Here is a 13,443-nt window from a genome sequence, read left to right as displayed (position 1 = left end):
GGCCCGCCGCCAGGTGCCCGCCGGTGCGCGAGACGCTGTCGATGAGGTAGGCCCGCAGCTCCGCCGCGAGTTGCTTGAGCTCGTGCGCGTCCAGCCGGCGCAGGTCGGCCGGGGTGTCGATGGTGGTGAGGAGGGGGTAGGGCTCCGCTACGGGGATCGGCGTGATATCGGTCATTTGCCTCGTGCCGCCAAGTCGTCGGTCAACCTGTACAGCCTAGAGGAACAAGCCCTCTTGCGGCAGGCGCCGAGTTGTCCACGGTCAAGCAAACAATCTGCAACTCCCTAGCCGTCCCGCATGGGTCCCATATCGATCAAGGGGGCGCTCCTTCGCATACAAACCGGCCGACAACCGCGCGACAACCGGCCTTCGCCGCTGCACGGCCAAGCGACGCAGCCACTACCGTCCCTGGCATCTCAAACGGCGACAGTCCTTGCCGCTCTATCGCAGGCGCGGGCATCCGCAAAACAACCAGACTCCCGAGCCGCAACGCATTTCACACCGGCATGGCGCCGTTGGCCGCCCAAGAAGGGGCGGCCAACAAACCCGAGCCGACTCAGACAAACATCTGAGAAGCCAGATCGACAACAGCCGAGACGGGCGGGATGCCATCGCCCAGCCAGTTGAAGTCGGCGCTGCTCAGCAGGATGAAGTGGATCAGCAGGGCCAGCACGCCCAGGAAACCGAAAAGGGCCACCAGGGTCCGGCGCGGGTCGAAGATCTGCCAGATCTTATGCATGTGTCATCTCCAATGCTTGAGGCGGGACCGTGCAGCTCTTTGCTGCGCCCGCAATTATTGACAAAGCGCTTAGGGGCGAAACCCTACAGCCACGGACGCCACAGCCAAGCCAGGATGTGCGCGAAAGCCGCGACACCGAGGAACCCGGTCATGCTTTGCGTGAAAATGCCGTGGAACTCCTGAGCCTCTTCTTCGGTCAGGCCGGACATGCTCTTGTCGTCAGCCATGGAATTACCTCCAGTTTGCTCGATCGGCCTAACGGCCGTTGCCGCGACGACCCCCGCGGCGGGGTTGCCCTAAGGGGCGTTCCGACGATCCCGCCGGATCCGACGTCGGCGCGTCGGGAAGCACCTTCGCTCCGCTCGGCCGCACCGCCAAGTATGGCGCATGGGCGACCGAGCGGAGAACACGTTGCTCAGTTCATGTTCCGAACAGGCGGCATTGGCGTCATGTTCGAAGCAGGTGCCGTCACTCGCGCGGATGAGGCCATCCAGTTGAAGTCCGGCGACGCCAGCAGAATGAAGTGAATCAACAGCGCCAGCGCGAACAGGAAGCTGAAGAGCGCCATCAGCGCGCGGCGCGGGTCGTACCATTGCCAGATTCTATGCATGGATTGACTCCGTTTACGGTTGCGGGGCGGGAGACGCCTGACGCGGCCTCCCGCGCACCTAGGGTCATTACGATCAGGTCGCGCTTACAGCCACGGACGCCAGAGCCAGGCCAGGACGTGCGCAAACGCTGCGACGCCGAGAAAGCCGTTCATGCTCTGCATGAAGATGCCATGGAACTCCTGCGCCTCTTCTTCGGTCAGACCGCTCATGCTCTTGTCGTCAGCCATTGGTAATGCCTCTCGTGGTCAGATGATGGCCGGCGGCTGCGCCGACGACCGGTTTGGACCGGGTGGTCCGTCACCCGTGAGGTCCTGGTCAATGCCGGGTTGCAGGCGCTACCTCAGCGCCCGGCCGGAGCCGGCGGAACCTGCAACGGCGGCGGTGGGTACTGCATCATGCTCGGCGGCGGATAGCGCAGCTGGGGCTTCGCCGACGGGGCGGCTTCTGCCGGTGCTGCCTCGGCCGGTGCTGCTGCTGGCTCTGCCTCAGGCGCGGCCTCCTCCGCGGGCGCTGCTGCTTCCTGCGCCGGCTGCTCCTCGGCTGCGGCCGGAGCCGGCGCCTCCGCGGACTCGGCCGTGGCCTGCTGCTCTTCCGCCGGAGCAGCCGCGGCCTCTGCCTTCGCTGCTTCGGCTTCCGCCGCAGCCTTCACGGCTTCCAGGCCACCTTCCGGCAGCGGCTGCGCAAGTGCCGGATAGTCCTTCAGCATCTGTGCGGCGTAGAGCGGCTTGTACGCGCCCTGGTGGCAGGTCGTGCAGTAAACCTTGTACACGTCACCCAGCGGTCCCTTGCGGCTGTCGGGAAGCACCTCAGACAGCGGCACCACGTAGTCGTTGTTCAGAGCCCGGACGTGGCGGATGGCATACCACGCGGTGGTCCGCTGCGGCGCGCTCTGATCCCAGGAATAGAACGAACGGCTATTGTGGCAATAGGTGCAGTTGACACCGAGCGCCTGCGAGATATGCATCATCAGGCCGTAGGTCCACTCCGCCTGCTTGATGGAACTGCGATTGCCCTGCGGCAGCGCGGTGTCGCCGATGATCCGGATGTCGTTGTCGTTCAGCAGGAACGGCGTAAATGGATCATAGGGCAAGGCCGCGTAGGCCACGGTCTTCGAGGCAATGTTCTGCCCCGAAGGCGCAAGACCCGAGGCCGCCCTCGGACCGGGGTCGGTGACCCAGGTGTAAGGCGGCACGGGGTTGCCCCGGTGGCATGTATAACAGGTGACGCCGGTGTTCGCGACGTGGTCCTTCCAGTTCGCGTTGGTGTCCTGCGTCATCTGGATCATGCGCCGAGCGACGACCTTGGTGTAGATGCCGTCGTACTCGAAGCCCTCGTTCACGTGGCAGTAGTAGCACCCTTCCTTCGGGGCCACCCAGTTCGTGAACGCCACCATGATGCGGTTGAACTCGGCAACGGTGAGCTCACCCAACACCTGGACGTTCTTGTACACGTCCTTCGCCTTCGGTCCGCCCGGCAGCGCTGCGGGGATCGGCTCCGGCGGCACGTTCGCCTCCAGAGACTTCCGCAGGAGCTTCGGGTTGTAGACGGTCTGCATCTGCAGGCCCCGGTAACCGTTTTGCACGATTTCCGGCGGCGGTGCCTCGCAGCCCGCGAGCAGCGCTCCCGCACCGACGGCGGCCAGCACCAGCGTCTTGGCAGTCACGATTTTCATTGCGACACCCCCTGCAACAGGCTCGGATCCTGGACCGTCAGTTCGGACGGATAGGGCGCCACGATGCCGTGCTTGACACCCCACAGGTACCAGTTCTCGACCACGGTGCCGGTAAGCAGGATGCCGAGACCGGCGGTGATCACCGTCAGCACCGCGAACCACCACGCCCAGCGATGGATGGATTCCATCGAGGCGTTGAAGCCCATGGTCCAGCGCCACAGCAGCATGGCACGCTCCGACGCGGTGCCGCGGTCGGTGATCTGGTCGATCTCACGGTCGCCGCCATAGCGGGACGTGGCCAGGATCGTGCCACCGTGCATCGCGAACAGCACCGCAGAGCCGTACAGGAACGCAATGGAGAGCGCATGGAACGGGTTGTAGTAGAAGTTGCCGTAGCGGATCGAGATCGCCGCGGTCCAGTCCAGGTGCGGGAAGATCCCGAACGGCGGTGCCTCACCCCAGCTACCCATCAGGATCGGCCGAATGAAGCCGAGGGACAGGTAGAAGAAGATCGCCGCCGCGAACGCCCATGCGATGTGCGTGCCAGTGCCGAGCGCGATGGCGCGCTGGTAGGTGCGAAGCCACCACAGCAGGATGGACGCCGTGAGGAAGAAGCCCGCGATCAGCCACCAGCCACCGTCGCCGAGCGGCGGGAAGGTGAGCCCGTAGGACGGCGGTGGCGGCTCGAGGGCCAACCAGAAGAAGTTCTTCAGGAACAGGATCGGGCTCCAGTCCACCGAGGCGGCCATATTGAAGCCGATGATCTCGATGGCGATGAAACCGCAGATCAGAGACGCTACGCCGGCAAAGCCGAGGTAGAGGGGTCCGATCTGCGCATCACCGATCTTGCCCAGCCAGTAGTTGAAGATCGGCCTGCCGAGCCGCGGCAACTCGCCCTTGGGGAGAGCAACACCGGGATAGCCAGGCTCGCGGATCTGAACCTTGTTGAAGATGTTTTGATATTCGGCCATGTCGGTGTCCTCTTATGACCACAAGGGGATCTGCAGCCACCAGTTCCACCATTCCGGCCACCCGTGGGTCCAGAACGGACCGCTGATGACGATGCAAACGGCGCTCCAGAACGCGGCGTTGATGGCGAGGAACAGGCCCAGGCGATGGATGGCCAGGGCGCCGATGGAATAACCGACGAAGTCACGGAAGAAGGTGTTCTCGTGCTCGGCGGTCTTCACCGGCTCGCCTTTCTGCGGATTGACCATAGACAGGATCAGCGAGCCGTGCAACGCCAGCGCCAGACAGTTCGTAAAGAAGAACGTGATCGCCAGCATGTGGGCCGGGTTGTAGTGGAAGTGCAGGTACTGGTATCCAACGTTCGACACCCAGTCCAGGTGGCTGAAGATGCCGTACGGGAAGCCATGACCCCATGCACCCAGCAGGATCGGCCGAATGACGGTGAGCGTGACATAAGCCAGGATCGCGAAGCTGAACGCAAAAGGTACGTGCAGCCCGATGCCCAGCTTGCGGGAGATCTCCACCTGCCGCAGCGCCCACGAGACGAAGGCACCGATGGCGCAGATGGTGATGATTTGCCAAAGCCCGCCTTCGGCCAGCGGGGCCATGTTCAGCCCGTAGCTAAGGTCAGGCGGCGCAATACTGATGCGCCAGATGTTCTGGGTCGGCCCCATGACCGCTCCCCAGACGATGAGCAGCGTGCCCAGGGTGGCGAAGAAGACCGAGGTGACCCCGAAGAAGCCGACATAAAACGGCCCCACCCAGAAGTCGAATAGGTCCCCTCCCACCAAGGTACCGCCACGAACGCGGTATTTTTTCTCAAAACTCAGCATGGCCATTAGGAATTCCTCTGCTTGGGGGCCGCCCCGGGGGCGGCGCCCGCCTCGCGAGATCGACGGCTGCGCACAGCCCGTGCCGCGTACGCCGTCAACTTGTCAGGCCCCTACATCTGCTGCGGCACGACGGCCGATGCCGCAACCTGCACCGCGGGAATCCCGTCTTCCAGCCAGTTGAAGTCGGTGGTGCTCAGCAGGATGAAGTGGATCCCGATCGCGAGAACGATCAGGAAGACGAACAGGCCGATCAGCGCCATGGTCGGGTTGATGATCATCCAGATTTTGTGAAGACCGTTCATTGTTGCTCTCCGCGTGTGAGGTGATGTCGAACCAAGTGCATCGTTGCGGTTTGTCCAGTCGACGCTGCCGGGCCGGCAGTCGTGCACGAGACAACTTCGAATACCGTCGAGCGATGCAGTTCAAGACGACCGAGTACGGTGAATGACGCGCAGCTCACGCCGGGCGCGAGGTTGCGCAGTCACCAATTACAGCCAAGGGCGCCACAGCCAAGCGAGGATATGCGCGAAGACGGCCACACCGATGAAGCCCGTCATGCTCTGCGTGAAAATGCCATGAAACTCCTGGGCCTCTTCTTCGCTGATGCCGGTCAAGCTCTTGTCTGCCATGGGATAACCCTCCAGTGAGGTTCAAAGGGCCGTCAGGCCGGCGGCGCATGTGCGCTGCGTGTCGCCGCCATCGGTGATGACCGCGGACTGCGCGACCGCCCCGCACCGCGAGACGGACTGGCCTGGCGAAGGATCGGCGTGCCGCGAGTAGCGCGAGGCGTTCGCTCGCGGCAGCCGGGATTCACGGTGCCGAACCGCTGAGATGCTGATCTGCATCTTCATGCGGCCCGACCTCCGCTGAGCGCGTCGCGTGCGGCACGGACACGCGCAATCGTGACCTGCTCCTCGCCAGCGTCGCGGGCGGCCTGCTCAGCCGCATCGCGCAGACGCTTCGCCGCGGAGATGCGGGTCAGCATCGGGTAGGCCTCGAGCATGCGATCCATTTGCTGCTTGGCCTCCGCGTCCCAGGGCAGCTGGCGGTTTTCGGCGGCGAGCCGCGACGGCGTCGCGTCCACCTGATCCAGCTCTGTGCCCAGGGGCAGGATGTTGAACAGGGCGTCAAACAGGGCGTTGCAGACCTCCTGGATCAGGTAGGTCGCGCCCGCGTAACCCATGAACGGGGTACCGGTGTGACGACGGACAATGGTCCCGGGCAGCGATGCCGGGATGTAGGCCGCGCGGCCGCCGATCTCCGCGAGGTACATGCGCTCGTTGTAGCCCCCGAAGAGAACCAGCGGTGTCTTCTCGTGCACGGCACTACGCACCGCATCATTGTCCGGCTTCTGCCCGGGGCGGCGCGCGAAGGCGAAGTTGCAGGGCAGCCCCAGCTCGTCTTCGAGGAAGTGCCGCACACCGCGGGCATAGGTCTCGGTGGCAGCGATGCCGAAGCTCGCGGTGCCGAAGAAATCCTGCGTCACGGAGCGCCACAGGTCCCAAATGGGCTTGATGGTCGTGTGCTTCTCGCGCTCAATGAACGGCTCCGGGTCGAGACCCAGGAGTTCCCCCAAGGCGCGGAGGAACTTGGTCGTGCTGTGCAGCCCAATGGGCGCCTGCAGGTAGGGCTTCTCCAACGCCTCGCAGAGCTTGCGACCAAATTCGCGGTAGAGGCAGACGTTGACGTCGGCGTCCACCAGCCGCGGGATGTGGTCCAGATGCGTGCCGAGCGGGAAGGTCATGTTGACCTCGGCGCCGATGCCCTCGATGAGCCTGCGCACCTCCGCCAGGTCCGACCAAGTGTTGAACATGCCGTAGATCGGGCCGACGATGTTTACGCGAGGCTTGTCGCCTTCCTTGCGCGCGCGCGGCTTCGGCATCTTCCCGTTCTTCAGTCCATACTGCTGCCACAGCCAGAACATGGCGCGATCGGAGGACTGCCACTGGTCCTCGTCGATGGTGCGTGGCAGGAAGCGCTGAATGGTGGTGCCGGACGGCGTCACACCGCCGCCGATCATCTCGGCGATGGAGCCAGTCACCACCACGGCGGGCTTGGATTCGTCGAGCGTGGCAAACGCGCGGCGCATGGCACCCTCGGTGCCCTCTTGGCCCAGTTCCTCTTCGCCGAGCCCCGTGACCACCACTGGCAGTTCATGTGGCGGCAGCGCGTCGGTGTAGTGCAGCACCGCGGTGACGGGCAGGTTCTCGCAGCCCACGGGGCCGTCGATGATGACCTGCATGCCCTTCACGGCCGTGAAGACATACACGGAGCCCCAGTAGCCACCGGCGCGATCGAGGTCTTGGATCAGCATCAGCTGCGACCTCCACCCGTCTTGCGCACCGGCTTCGCGGCGCGGGGTGCGGGCATGCGGTCCCAGATGCCGGCGCTGTCGCCGTCGCCGACGCCCTCGAAGAAGGCGTTCATCCGGTCGAAGCGCGCGCGGCTGGCGAGTGCCGCGTTGATCACCTGCGCCAGCGAACCGGCACCGGCAGGCCCCATGAGCGGACGGGCCGAGATCAGATTGGTGAAGTACAACGCCGGGATGCGCTGCTGCTTGGCGTGCTGCACCACCGGCGTGGTGCCGATGGCGAGATCCGGCTTGACCGCATCGACGGCCGCCTTGTCCTGCTCCAGCGCGGCGCGGAACTGCACCGTGACACCATGGGCTTCGAGCCACTCCAGATCCGGCTTGGACCATGGGGTCTTGGGCGCGGCGGTGCCGACGTACGGCACCCGAGCGCCGGACTCGATGAGCAACCGGGCCACCAGCAGCTCGGAGCCCTCGTAGCCGGACACGGTGATGGTGCCGTCGATGGGCGCCTGGGCGAGCGCGCCGCGAATGGCCGGCAGGAAGACGTTCTTGGCCGCGGCCACGTTGGCGGCCGGCACATTGCAGGCGTCGGCGATGGCTTCGAGCCAAGCCGCGGTGCCGTCGTGGCCCACCGGCGCGGAGCCGACGATACGACGCCCAGCCTCCTGGAACTCACGCACGGACGCGGTGTAGTAGGGATGGATCGCGGCAACGGCGGCGCAATCCAGCGCGGCATAGAGCTCGCGCCATTCTCGGGTCGGCACAACCGGGCCGGCGGCGAGCCCCAGCGGCTCAAGCAACATACCGACGCCGACCGGGTCGGCCGGGAACATTTCGCCCAACAGCGTGATGGTGGGCTTCTCGCTGCGGCCACCCCGCGGAGCCTGCACCGGCCCCTGCTCGGCTTCGCCGCGAGCGTATTTCAGCATGGCGCCGGCGAGCACGTCCTTGGCCTCCGCGTGCGTGGGCACGCCGAAGCCGGGCACGTCGATGCCGATAATGCGCACGCCGTTGACGGACTTGGGCAACAGGCGCAGTGGTACGCCAGAGGCCGTGGGCACGCACAGGTTGGTGACCACCACGGCGTCGTACTTGGCAGGGTCGGCCAGTTGCTGCACCGCCTCGCGCACGTCCTCGAACAGCTTGCCGGTCACCAGGGTCTCGGAATCGAAGGGCACGTAGCCCACCGAGCGCTTGGCACCGTAGAAGTGGCTCGTGAAGGTGAGCCCGTAAACACAACACGCCGAGCCGCAGAGCACGGTGGCGGTGCGCCGCATGCGCAGTCCGACTCGGAGCGAACCGAAAGCCGGGCACATGCTCTGGGGCTGATCATGCGGTCCGGTTGGATAGTCGGTGGCAAGGCGTTGCAGCAACTCGCTCTGACCCGCGGCCTCTGCGGCCCGGCGTAACTCGGCGGCGCCGGCGTGACAGCCGGCCCCGTCGCCATCGGCCTGCCGTGTCTCGACGGCGGCCTGCGGCGCATGTGACTCTGGCGCATGTGACTCTGGCGCATGTGACTCTGGCGCATGTGACTCTGGCGCATGCGCGTCGGGCGCGCTCACGCTCGACTCGTTGCCCAGCGGTGCGGAAGCGGCATCGTCATAAACGACCTCGCCGTCCGCGGCGCGTCGTTCGTCGCCACGCTCGCCGCCACTGGCGGACATGTAGAAGACTTTGGCCTGCATTGCGTGCTGCCCGCTCAGACGTCGTCGTAGATGACTTCGAGCGACGGCTTGTCGAGGCTCGACTTGCCGCACATGTCTTCCACCGTGGCCGGCTCCAGCACCACGTCACGGCCCACCGCATCGCCGGAGAAGAGGTTCAGCAGCGCATCCGCGGACAGCGGCTTCGGGCGCATCGGCGGCGCCTCGGCGACGTTGGTGCCCAGCCCCTCAAACAGCGGCGCCCATTCGCCGCCAGGCATGCCGACGATCTGGTAGGCCGCGCTCTTGCGGCGGATGTCCTCGTTCGCCGGGATCGACGCGAGCACCGGCACACCGGCCTGCTCGGCCCAGGCTTGCGCCTCGCCGGTGCCGTCGTCCTTGTTGATGACGATGCCGGCGACGCCGACGTTGCCACCCAGTCCGCGGAAGTACTCGACGGCGGAGCAGACGTTGTTGGCGACGTACAGGGACTGCAGATCATTGGAGCCGACGACGATGACCTTCTGGCACATGTCGCGGGCGATGGGCAGGCCGAAGCCGCCGCAGACCACGTCGCCCAGGAAGTCCAGCAGCACGTAGTCGAAGTCCCACTCGTGGAAGCCGAGACCCTCCAGCAGCTCGAAGCCGTGGATGATGCCGCGCCCGCCGCAGCCACGGCCCACCTCGGGGCCACCCAGCTCCATGGCGAAGACGCCGTCGCGCTTGAAGCAGACGTCGCCGATGGTCACCGGCTCGCCGGCCGCCTTCTTCTTGGCGGAGGTCTCGATGATGGTCGGGCACGCCTTGCCGCCGAACAGCAGCGTGGTGGTGTCGGACTTCGGGTCGCAGCCGATGAGCAGCACCTTCTTGCCCTGCTGCGCCATCATGTAGCTCAGGTTGGCGAGCGTAAAACTCTTGCCGATCCCACCCTTGCCGTAGATCGCGATGATCTGCGTATCTTTGGCAGATTCAGACACCGGCACCGGCTGTTCCGGCAAGCCGACGTTGACGGCGGTATTGGCCGCAGAGTTACCCATTCGCACCACTCCAATCGAGAATCATTTTTAGGCAGGCCGGATCATTGAAGGCCGTCTCGTAGGCCGCGGCGGCCTCGGCGGCAGGGCTGCGGTGGGTGATCAGGCCGTTGAAGGACAGACGCCCCTCGGCCAGCGCATCACGCACCGCCACCAGGTCCGGCTCTTTGAATTCCGCCGCCACGCGCAGGTGCAGCTCGCGCATGAAGGCGGGAGGGAAATCGAAGCTGATGGGCGCCTCGTAGAAGCCAGCGAGCACGATCTCGCCGCCGCGGGCAAGGCGCCCGATCAGCCCGTCCAGCAGCGAGGCGTCGCCGCTGACGTCGACGATGGTCTTGTAGTCTTTGCGCTCATCCTGCGCCGGGTCGATGACCTCATAACCCGTGGCACCGCCCCTGCGCTGCGGATTCGTCTCCCAGACCAGCGGCGGCTCGCCGCCCCGGGCCAGCACGACGCGCGCCAGGAGCCGCCCCAGCACACCATGGCCGACGATGAGCTCCGGCGGATGCGCGGAGCCCGCAACCGCGTGCTCCGCCGTGGCGCCCAGCGCCAGCAGCACGCCCTGCTCGCCGAGACCATCGGGCACCGGCAACAGCCGCGCACCCGGCACCACGACGCGGGATGCGGCGCCACCGAACAGGCCGTTGGCCTCTTCATAGCAGCGGGCACCGGGCACGAAGACCGTGTCGCCCACCGCGCGCCCGCTCTCGGGGCCGGCATCCACCACGCGGCCGACGGACTCGTAACCCGGTACCAGCGGATAGCCCATGCCCGGGAATGGCGGCATGCGGCCGGTCCAGAGCAGACGCTCGGTACCGGTGCTGATGCCGCTGTAGTCGATGTCCACCACACAGTCCGCGGCAGCTGGCGGCGTCAGCGCGAGCCTGCGCAAGGTGAGCTGGCGGGGCTCCTGGAGCACCACGGCCTGCGCACTGAGCGCGGGGGCTGTCATGTCAACTGGGGTGGTCACTTGAGATACGGATGCGTGTGTCGAATGCCCAAAGGCATCAGGCTGGGGCCGCCTGATCAACGTAGTGTCAGTCTAGCTTGACCCGCGCTGATGTCAATATAAATTTACAGTACACCTGTCAACCAAGCTTGGCAATCCCCTGCGGACTATGCGGCTTTGGCGACGATGACCCGCGTCTGCAGCGGCCGGCGCGTGCGCACCAGCCGAATGTCACCGAAGCCGGCGCGGGCAAGCAGGGCTTGGTGCTCACGCGGCGGGCGGGTGCGCCCGCTGCCCATGGCGAGCAGATACAGACCGAAGTAGGCGTCGCCAACGGGCTCCGCACCCGGCGTCTCGGACATGGGCTCGGTCACCAGCAGCGTGCCGCCGAGCGGCAGCGCCTGACGGACGGCGCGCAGGATGGCCATGGCGCCGTCGTCGTTGTGGTCCAAGATGACGCGCACCAGGGAGATCACGTCCGCGCCGGTGGGCAGCCCGTCGGCCTTGATGTCGCCGCCAACCAGGCGCACACGCTCGGCCATGCCGGCATCGATGAAGTTCTGCTCGGCGCGGGCGACGACCGCCGGCAGGTCGAACAGCATCAGTTGCAGGTGCGGCCAGCGCGCGCCTGCCTGCATCAAGAAACGGCCCTCGCCACCGCCCACGTCCATCAGGCAGCGGTGGTTCCGCAGGGAATAGGCGTCCAGGGTGTCCTCGGCCACCAATCCGCTGGACGCGGACATCAGCGTGCTGTACTGGGCGATGCGCTCATCGCCATCGGCGGCGGGGTCGGCGGCGCCGGCGTAGGACCAGTAGCGGCCGAGCTCGGTCTCCTCGAGCCCGCCGCGGAACAGCGCCAGCGGGTCATCGAGGTCGTGGTAGAGCATCCGGTGATGCCGCACCATGGCCGCGATGCCGGGGTTGCCGGGCATGGCGATGCCGAGCTTGCCGAGGCCGAAGCGGGTGCTGCCGTCGGCGCCGGTGCCGCGCCGTTCCAATAGGTCGATGGCCACGGCGGCGCGCAGCAGGCGCTCCGCGGCGGCGGTGCTCATATCCATCTCCGGTGCCAGATCGACCGCGGTGCGCGGGCGCTCGGCGAGCTTGTCGAACAGATCCAGCTCTACACACGCGAACAGAATCTGCGAGTAGACAAAGCCGGCGGTGATGTCGAACAGCCCCCGGGCGCGGCGCGCGGCCACCAGGCGGGTGAGCGGAAAGTCCGCCGCCCAGCGCTGGAAGGCGGGGCTCGCCATCTTCGCGTCGCGCCAGGCGCGCAGGCGGTCAAGTAAAGAGACGTCCACGGTTCGACCGCTCAGTGCACGGCGGCCGACCCGCGCGCCGGCACCTCACGGCAGGGCGCCGCGGGACGCACGGCGTATGGCGTACGGAGCACGGAGCCCACCTGACACATAGTGCCCGTCCTACCCGCGCAGCGCGGCAGGCAGCAGCCGCTCCATCTCGGCGCGCGCCATGGCGGCGAGCTGGTCGCGGCCGGGACAGGCCGGAATGGACTCGATGGCTTCGTCCAGCAGCGCCTTCAGCCTGGCGACAGCGCCTTCAACGCCCAGCTCGGCCACGGCGCTCGGGCGGTCATGCGCAGCATCCTGGCCCACGGGCTTGCCCAGCTCGGCGGCGTCGCCGGCGACGTCGCGCAGGTCGTCCGCCACTTGGTAGGCGAGCCCCAGATTCTCGCCGAGGGTGCGCCACGGCCCCGGGTCCATGCCGGCGGCAGCGGCCCCGGCCTGGGTGGCGGCCGAGAACAGCGCGGCGGTCTTCTCGCGGTGGTACTGCGTCAGGTCCACGCCCTGCTCACACTCCCAAGCCTGGCCGGCGACAATGCCGTGGCCCACGCCGACGGCGCGGGCGACGATCAGCGTCAGCGGGCCGAGCCGCTCCGGGTGCAAGCGGGTGTGCCAGGCGAGATTCTCGAAGGCCAGCACGATGAGCCCATCGCCGGCCAACAAGGCCAGTTGCTCGCCATGCTCGGGAAACAGCCGGTGCACGGTCGGTTGGCCGCGACGGGTGTCGGCGTCGTCGAAGACCGGCATGTCGTCATGCACCAGCGACGCGCAGTGCAGCAGCTCCAGCGACGCCGCCGCGGCATCCGACACCGCCGGCGCGTCGTCGCCGCAGGCACCGGCTACCGCCAACACCAGCCGCGGGCGGGCGCGCGAGCCCGGCGTCATCACGGCATGACGCACGGCACGCCCGAGCTGCGGCGGACCGCCATCGGCGAGGCCGAGCGTCAGGGCCGCTTCAAGGGCCTGCTCGATGCGTTGCAAGACATCCACGGGCCATGACCCTCCGCTGCTGAAACCGGTTGCAAGGGGCCGCGAGCGGCCTTGTCATCATTATTTGTCACGACTGAGTGTCAAGTAAAATAGACACTGACTCGCGGAGCGTCAACGCGGCCAATCAGCCGTCCTCGCCGAGAATCAGTAGCTTGCGCTCGACTCCGGCAGGAACCGCGCGTTTTGGTGCGCTGCGTCAATGGCCACAAGCGCCGCGGGGCAGGATCAGGCCCCTGGCGCCTGCCTCGCCGTTGGCATAGGAAGGTGCACGCGCGCGTCTTCACACGGCTCAGCGCGCATAGATTGTCTGCGCGCCAGGGCTTGCCGGCAGGAAGCGGCTGGGCCACCATCCCGACGCCGGCGGCAGGGTACCGGACCCGACAATCCAGC

17 protein-coding genes are annotated in these 13,443 nt (G+C 66.7%); all 17 read right to left on the bottom strand.

Going from position 1 to position 13,443, the window contains the following annotated elements; all coding sequences use genetic code 11:
* A partial coding sequence (locus LJE69_RS01795; protein ID WP_296920810.1) for a 1-deoxy-D-xylulose-5-phosphate synthase N-terminal domain-containing protein occupies window positions 1–175 on the bottom strand: 175 nt, incomplete at its 3' end.
* 379 nt (window positions 176–554) lie between these two features.
* On the bottom strand, window positions 555–737 hold the full coding sequence (pufA, locus tag LJE69_RS01790) for a light-harvesting antenna LH1, alpha subunit (protein WP_296920803.1): 183 nt from the start codon (window positions 735–737) through the stop codon (window positions 555–557).
* Between the two features lie 83 nt (window positions 738–820).
* Window positions 821–964 (bottom strand): light-harvesting antenna LH1, beta subunit, encoded by a 144-nt coding sequence (gene pufB, locus LJE69_RS01785; protein ID WP_296920800.1) that lies wholly within the window; start codon window positions 962–964, stop codon window positions 821–823.
* Between the two features lie 188 nt (window positions 965–1,152).
* Window positions 1,153–1,347, bottom strand: a complete 195-nt coding sequence (pufA, locus tag LJE69_RS01780) for a light-harvesting antenna LH1, alpha subunit (RefSeq protein ID WP_296920797.1) — start codon at window positions 1,345–1,347, stop codon at window positions 1,153–1,155.
* 84 nt (window positions 1,348–1,431) lie between these two features.
* Entirely contained in the window at window positions 1,432–1,575 is a 144-nt protein-coding gene (pufB, locus tag LJE69_RS01775) for a light-harvesting antenna LH1, beta subunit (RefSeq protein ID WP_296920794.1), read from the bottom strand.
* 113 nt (window positions 1,576–1,688) lie between these two features.
* Window positions 1,689–3,020, bottom strand: a complete 1,332-nt coding sequence (gene pufC / locus LJE69_RS01770) for a photosynthetic reaction center cytochrome PufC (RefSeq protein ID WP_296920791.1) — start codon at window positions 3,018–3,020, stop codon at window positions 1,689–1,691.
* Window positions 3,017–3,991 carry a photosynthetic reaction center subunit M gene (gene pufM / locus LJE69_RS01765; RefSeq protein WP_296920788.1) on the bottom strand — a complete coding sequence of 325 codons (975 nt, stop codon included), beginning with the start codon at window positions 3,989–3,991 and terminating at the stop codon, window positions 3,017–3,019. Before pufM ends, pufC begins: the two co-directional genes overlap by 4 nt.
* Window positions 3,992–4,003: 12 nt before the next feature.
* Window positions 4,004–4,828, bottom strand: coding sequence for a photosynthetic reaction center subunit L (gene pufL, locus LJE69_RS01760; protein WP_296920785.1), 825 nt, complete (start codon window positions 4,826–4,828; stop codon window positions 4,004–4,006).
* Between the two features lie 104 nt (window positions 4,829–4,932).
* Window positions 4,933–5,124 (bottom strand): light-harvesting antenna LH1, alpha subunit, encoded by a 192-nt coding sequence (pufA, locus tag LJE69_RS01755; protein WP_296920782.1) that lies wholly within the window; start codon window positions 5,122–5,124, stop codon window positions 4,933–4,935.
* Window positions 5,125–5,310: 186 nt separating this feature from the next.
* Complete coding sequence (gene pufB, locus LJE69_RS01750) at window positions 5,311–5,451, bottom strand: light-harvesting antenna LH1, beta subunit (protein WP_296920779.1); 141 nt, start codon at window positions 5,449–5,451, stop codon at window positions 5,311–5,313.
* 21 nt (window positions 5,452–5,472) lie between these two features.
* A complete protein-coding gene (locus tag LJE69_RS01745; protein ID WP_296920776.1) occupies window positions 5,473–5,673 on the bottom strand; it encodes a hypothetical protein in 201 nt (66 codons plus the stop codon).
* Window positions 5,670–7,136: a chlorophyllide a reductase subunit Z gene (bchZ, locus tag LJE69_RS01740; protein ID WP_296920773.1), complete on the bottom strand. Its 1,467-nt coding sequence runs from the start codon at window positions 7,134–7,136 to the stop codon at window positions 5,670–5,672. Before bchZ ends, LJE69_RS01745 begins: the two co-directional genes overlap by 4 nt.
* On the bottom strand, window positions 7,136–8,452 hold the full coding sequence (gene bchY / locus LJE69_RS01735) for a chlorophyllide a reductase subunit Y (RefSeq protein WP_296920806.1): 1,317 nt from the start codon (window positions 8,450–8,452) through the stop codon (window positions 7,136–7,138). Before bchY ends, bchZ begins: the two co-directional genes overlap by 1 nt.
* A gap of 383 nt (window positions 8,453–8,835) precedes the next feature.
* Window positions 8,836–9,816 carry a chlorophyllide a reductase iron protein subunit X gene (locus LJE69_RS01730; protein ID WP_296920770.1) on the bottom strand — a complete coding sequence of 327 codons (981 nt, stop codon included), beginning with the start codon at window positions 9,814–9,816 and terminating at the stop codon, window positions 8,836–8,838.
* The gene (gene bchC, locus LJE69_RS01725) at window positions 9,809–10,765 is read right to left on the bottom strand and encodes a chlorophyll synthesis pathway protein BchC (protein ID WP_296920766.1); all 957 of its coding nucleotides are present in this window, start codon (window positions 10,763–10,765) and stop codon (window positions 9,809–9,811) included. The genes LJE69_RS01730 and bchC overlap by 8 nt, the downstream gene beginning before the upstream one ends.
* A gap of 164 nt (window positions 10,766–10,929) precedes the next feature.
* On the bottom strand, window positions 10,930–12,063 hold the full coding sequence (locus tag LJE69_RS01720; protein ID WP_296920764.1) for a methyltransferase: 1,134 nt from the start codon (window positions 12,061–12,063) through the stop codon (window positions 10,930–10,932).
* A 120-nt stretch (window positions 12,064–12,183) separates the two neighbouring features.
* Window positions 12,184–13,053: a polyprenyl synthetase family protein gene (locus LJE69_RS01715; protein ID WP_296920759.1), complete on the bottom strand. Its 870-nt coding sequence runs from the start codon at window positions 13,051–13,053 to the stop codon at window positions 12,184–12,186.
* Between the last annotated feature and the right edge of the window lie 390 nt (window positions 13,054–13,443).

The sequence above is a fragment of the Thiohalocapsa sp. genome (assembly GCF_022340605.1).
GTDB lineage: Bacteria > Pseudomonadota > Gammaproteobacteria > Chromatiales > Chromatiaceae > Thiohalocapsa.
The sequence above is the reverse complement of the archived record's forward strand: the minus strand, read 5'-3'. Positions and strand labels throughout refer to the sequence as shown.

Excerpts from the sequence above, each read along its gene's own strand:
- pufA (WP_296920803.1), bottom strand. The coding sequence starts at position 737 with ATGCATAAGATCTGGCAGATCTTCGACCCGCGCCGGACCCTGGTGGCC.
- pufB (WP_296920800.1), bottom strand. The coding sequence starts at position 964 with ATGGCTGACGACAAGAGCATGTCCGGCCTGACCGAAGAAGAGGCTCAG.
- pufA (WP_296920797.1), bottom strand. The coding sequence starts at position 1,347 with ATGCATAGAATCTGGCAATGGTACGACCCGCGCCGCGCGCTGATGGCG.
- pufB (WP_296920794.1), bottom strand. The coding sequence starts at position 1,575 with ATGGCTGACGACAAGAGCATGAGCGGTCTGACCGAAGAAGAGGCGCAG.
- pufC (WP_296920791.1), bottom strand. The coding sequence starts at position 3,020 with ATGAAAATCGTGACTGCCAAGACGCTGGTGCTGGCCGCCGTCGGTGCG.
- pufM (WP_296920788.1), bottom strand. The coding sequence starts at position 3,991 with ATGGCCGAATATCAAAACATCTTCAACAAGGTTCAGATCCGCGAGCCT.
- pufL (WP_296920785.1), bottom strand. The coding sequence starts at position 4,828 with ATGGCCATGCTGAGTTTTGAGAAAAAATACCGCGTTCGTGGCGGTACC.
- pufA (WP_296920782.1), bottom strand. The coding sequence starts at position 5,124 with ATGAACGGTCTTCACAAAATCTGGATGATCATCAACCCGACCATGGCG.
- pufB (WP_296920779.1), bottom strand. The coding sequence starts at position 5,451 with ATGGCAGACAAGAGCTTGACCGGCATCAGCGAAGAAGAGGCCCAGGAG.
- LJE69_RS01745 (WP_296920776.1), bottom strand. The coding sequence starts at position 5,673 with ATGAAGATGCAGATCAGCATCTCAGCGGTTCGGCACCGTGAATCCCGG.
- bchZ (WP_296920773.1), bottom strand. The coding sequence starts at position 7,136 with ATGCTGATCCAAGACCTCGATCGCGCCGGTGGCTACTGGGGCTCCGTG.
- bchY (WP_296920806.1), bottom strand. The coding sequence starts at position 8,452 with ATGTGCCCGGCTTTCGGTTCGCTCCGAGTCGGACTGCGCATGCGGCGC.
- LJE69_RS01730 (WP_296920770.1), bottom strand. The coding sequence starts at position 9,816 with ATGGGTAACTCTGCGGCCAATACCGCCGTCAACGTCGGCTTGCCGGAA.
- bchC (WP_296920766.1), bottom strand. The coding sequence starts at position 10,765 with ATGACAGCCCCCGCGCTCAGTGCGCAGGCCGTGGTGCTCCAGGAGCCC.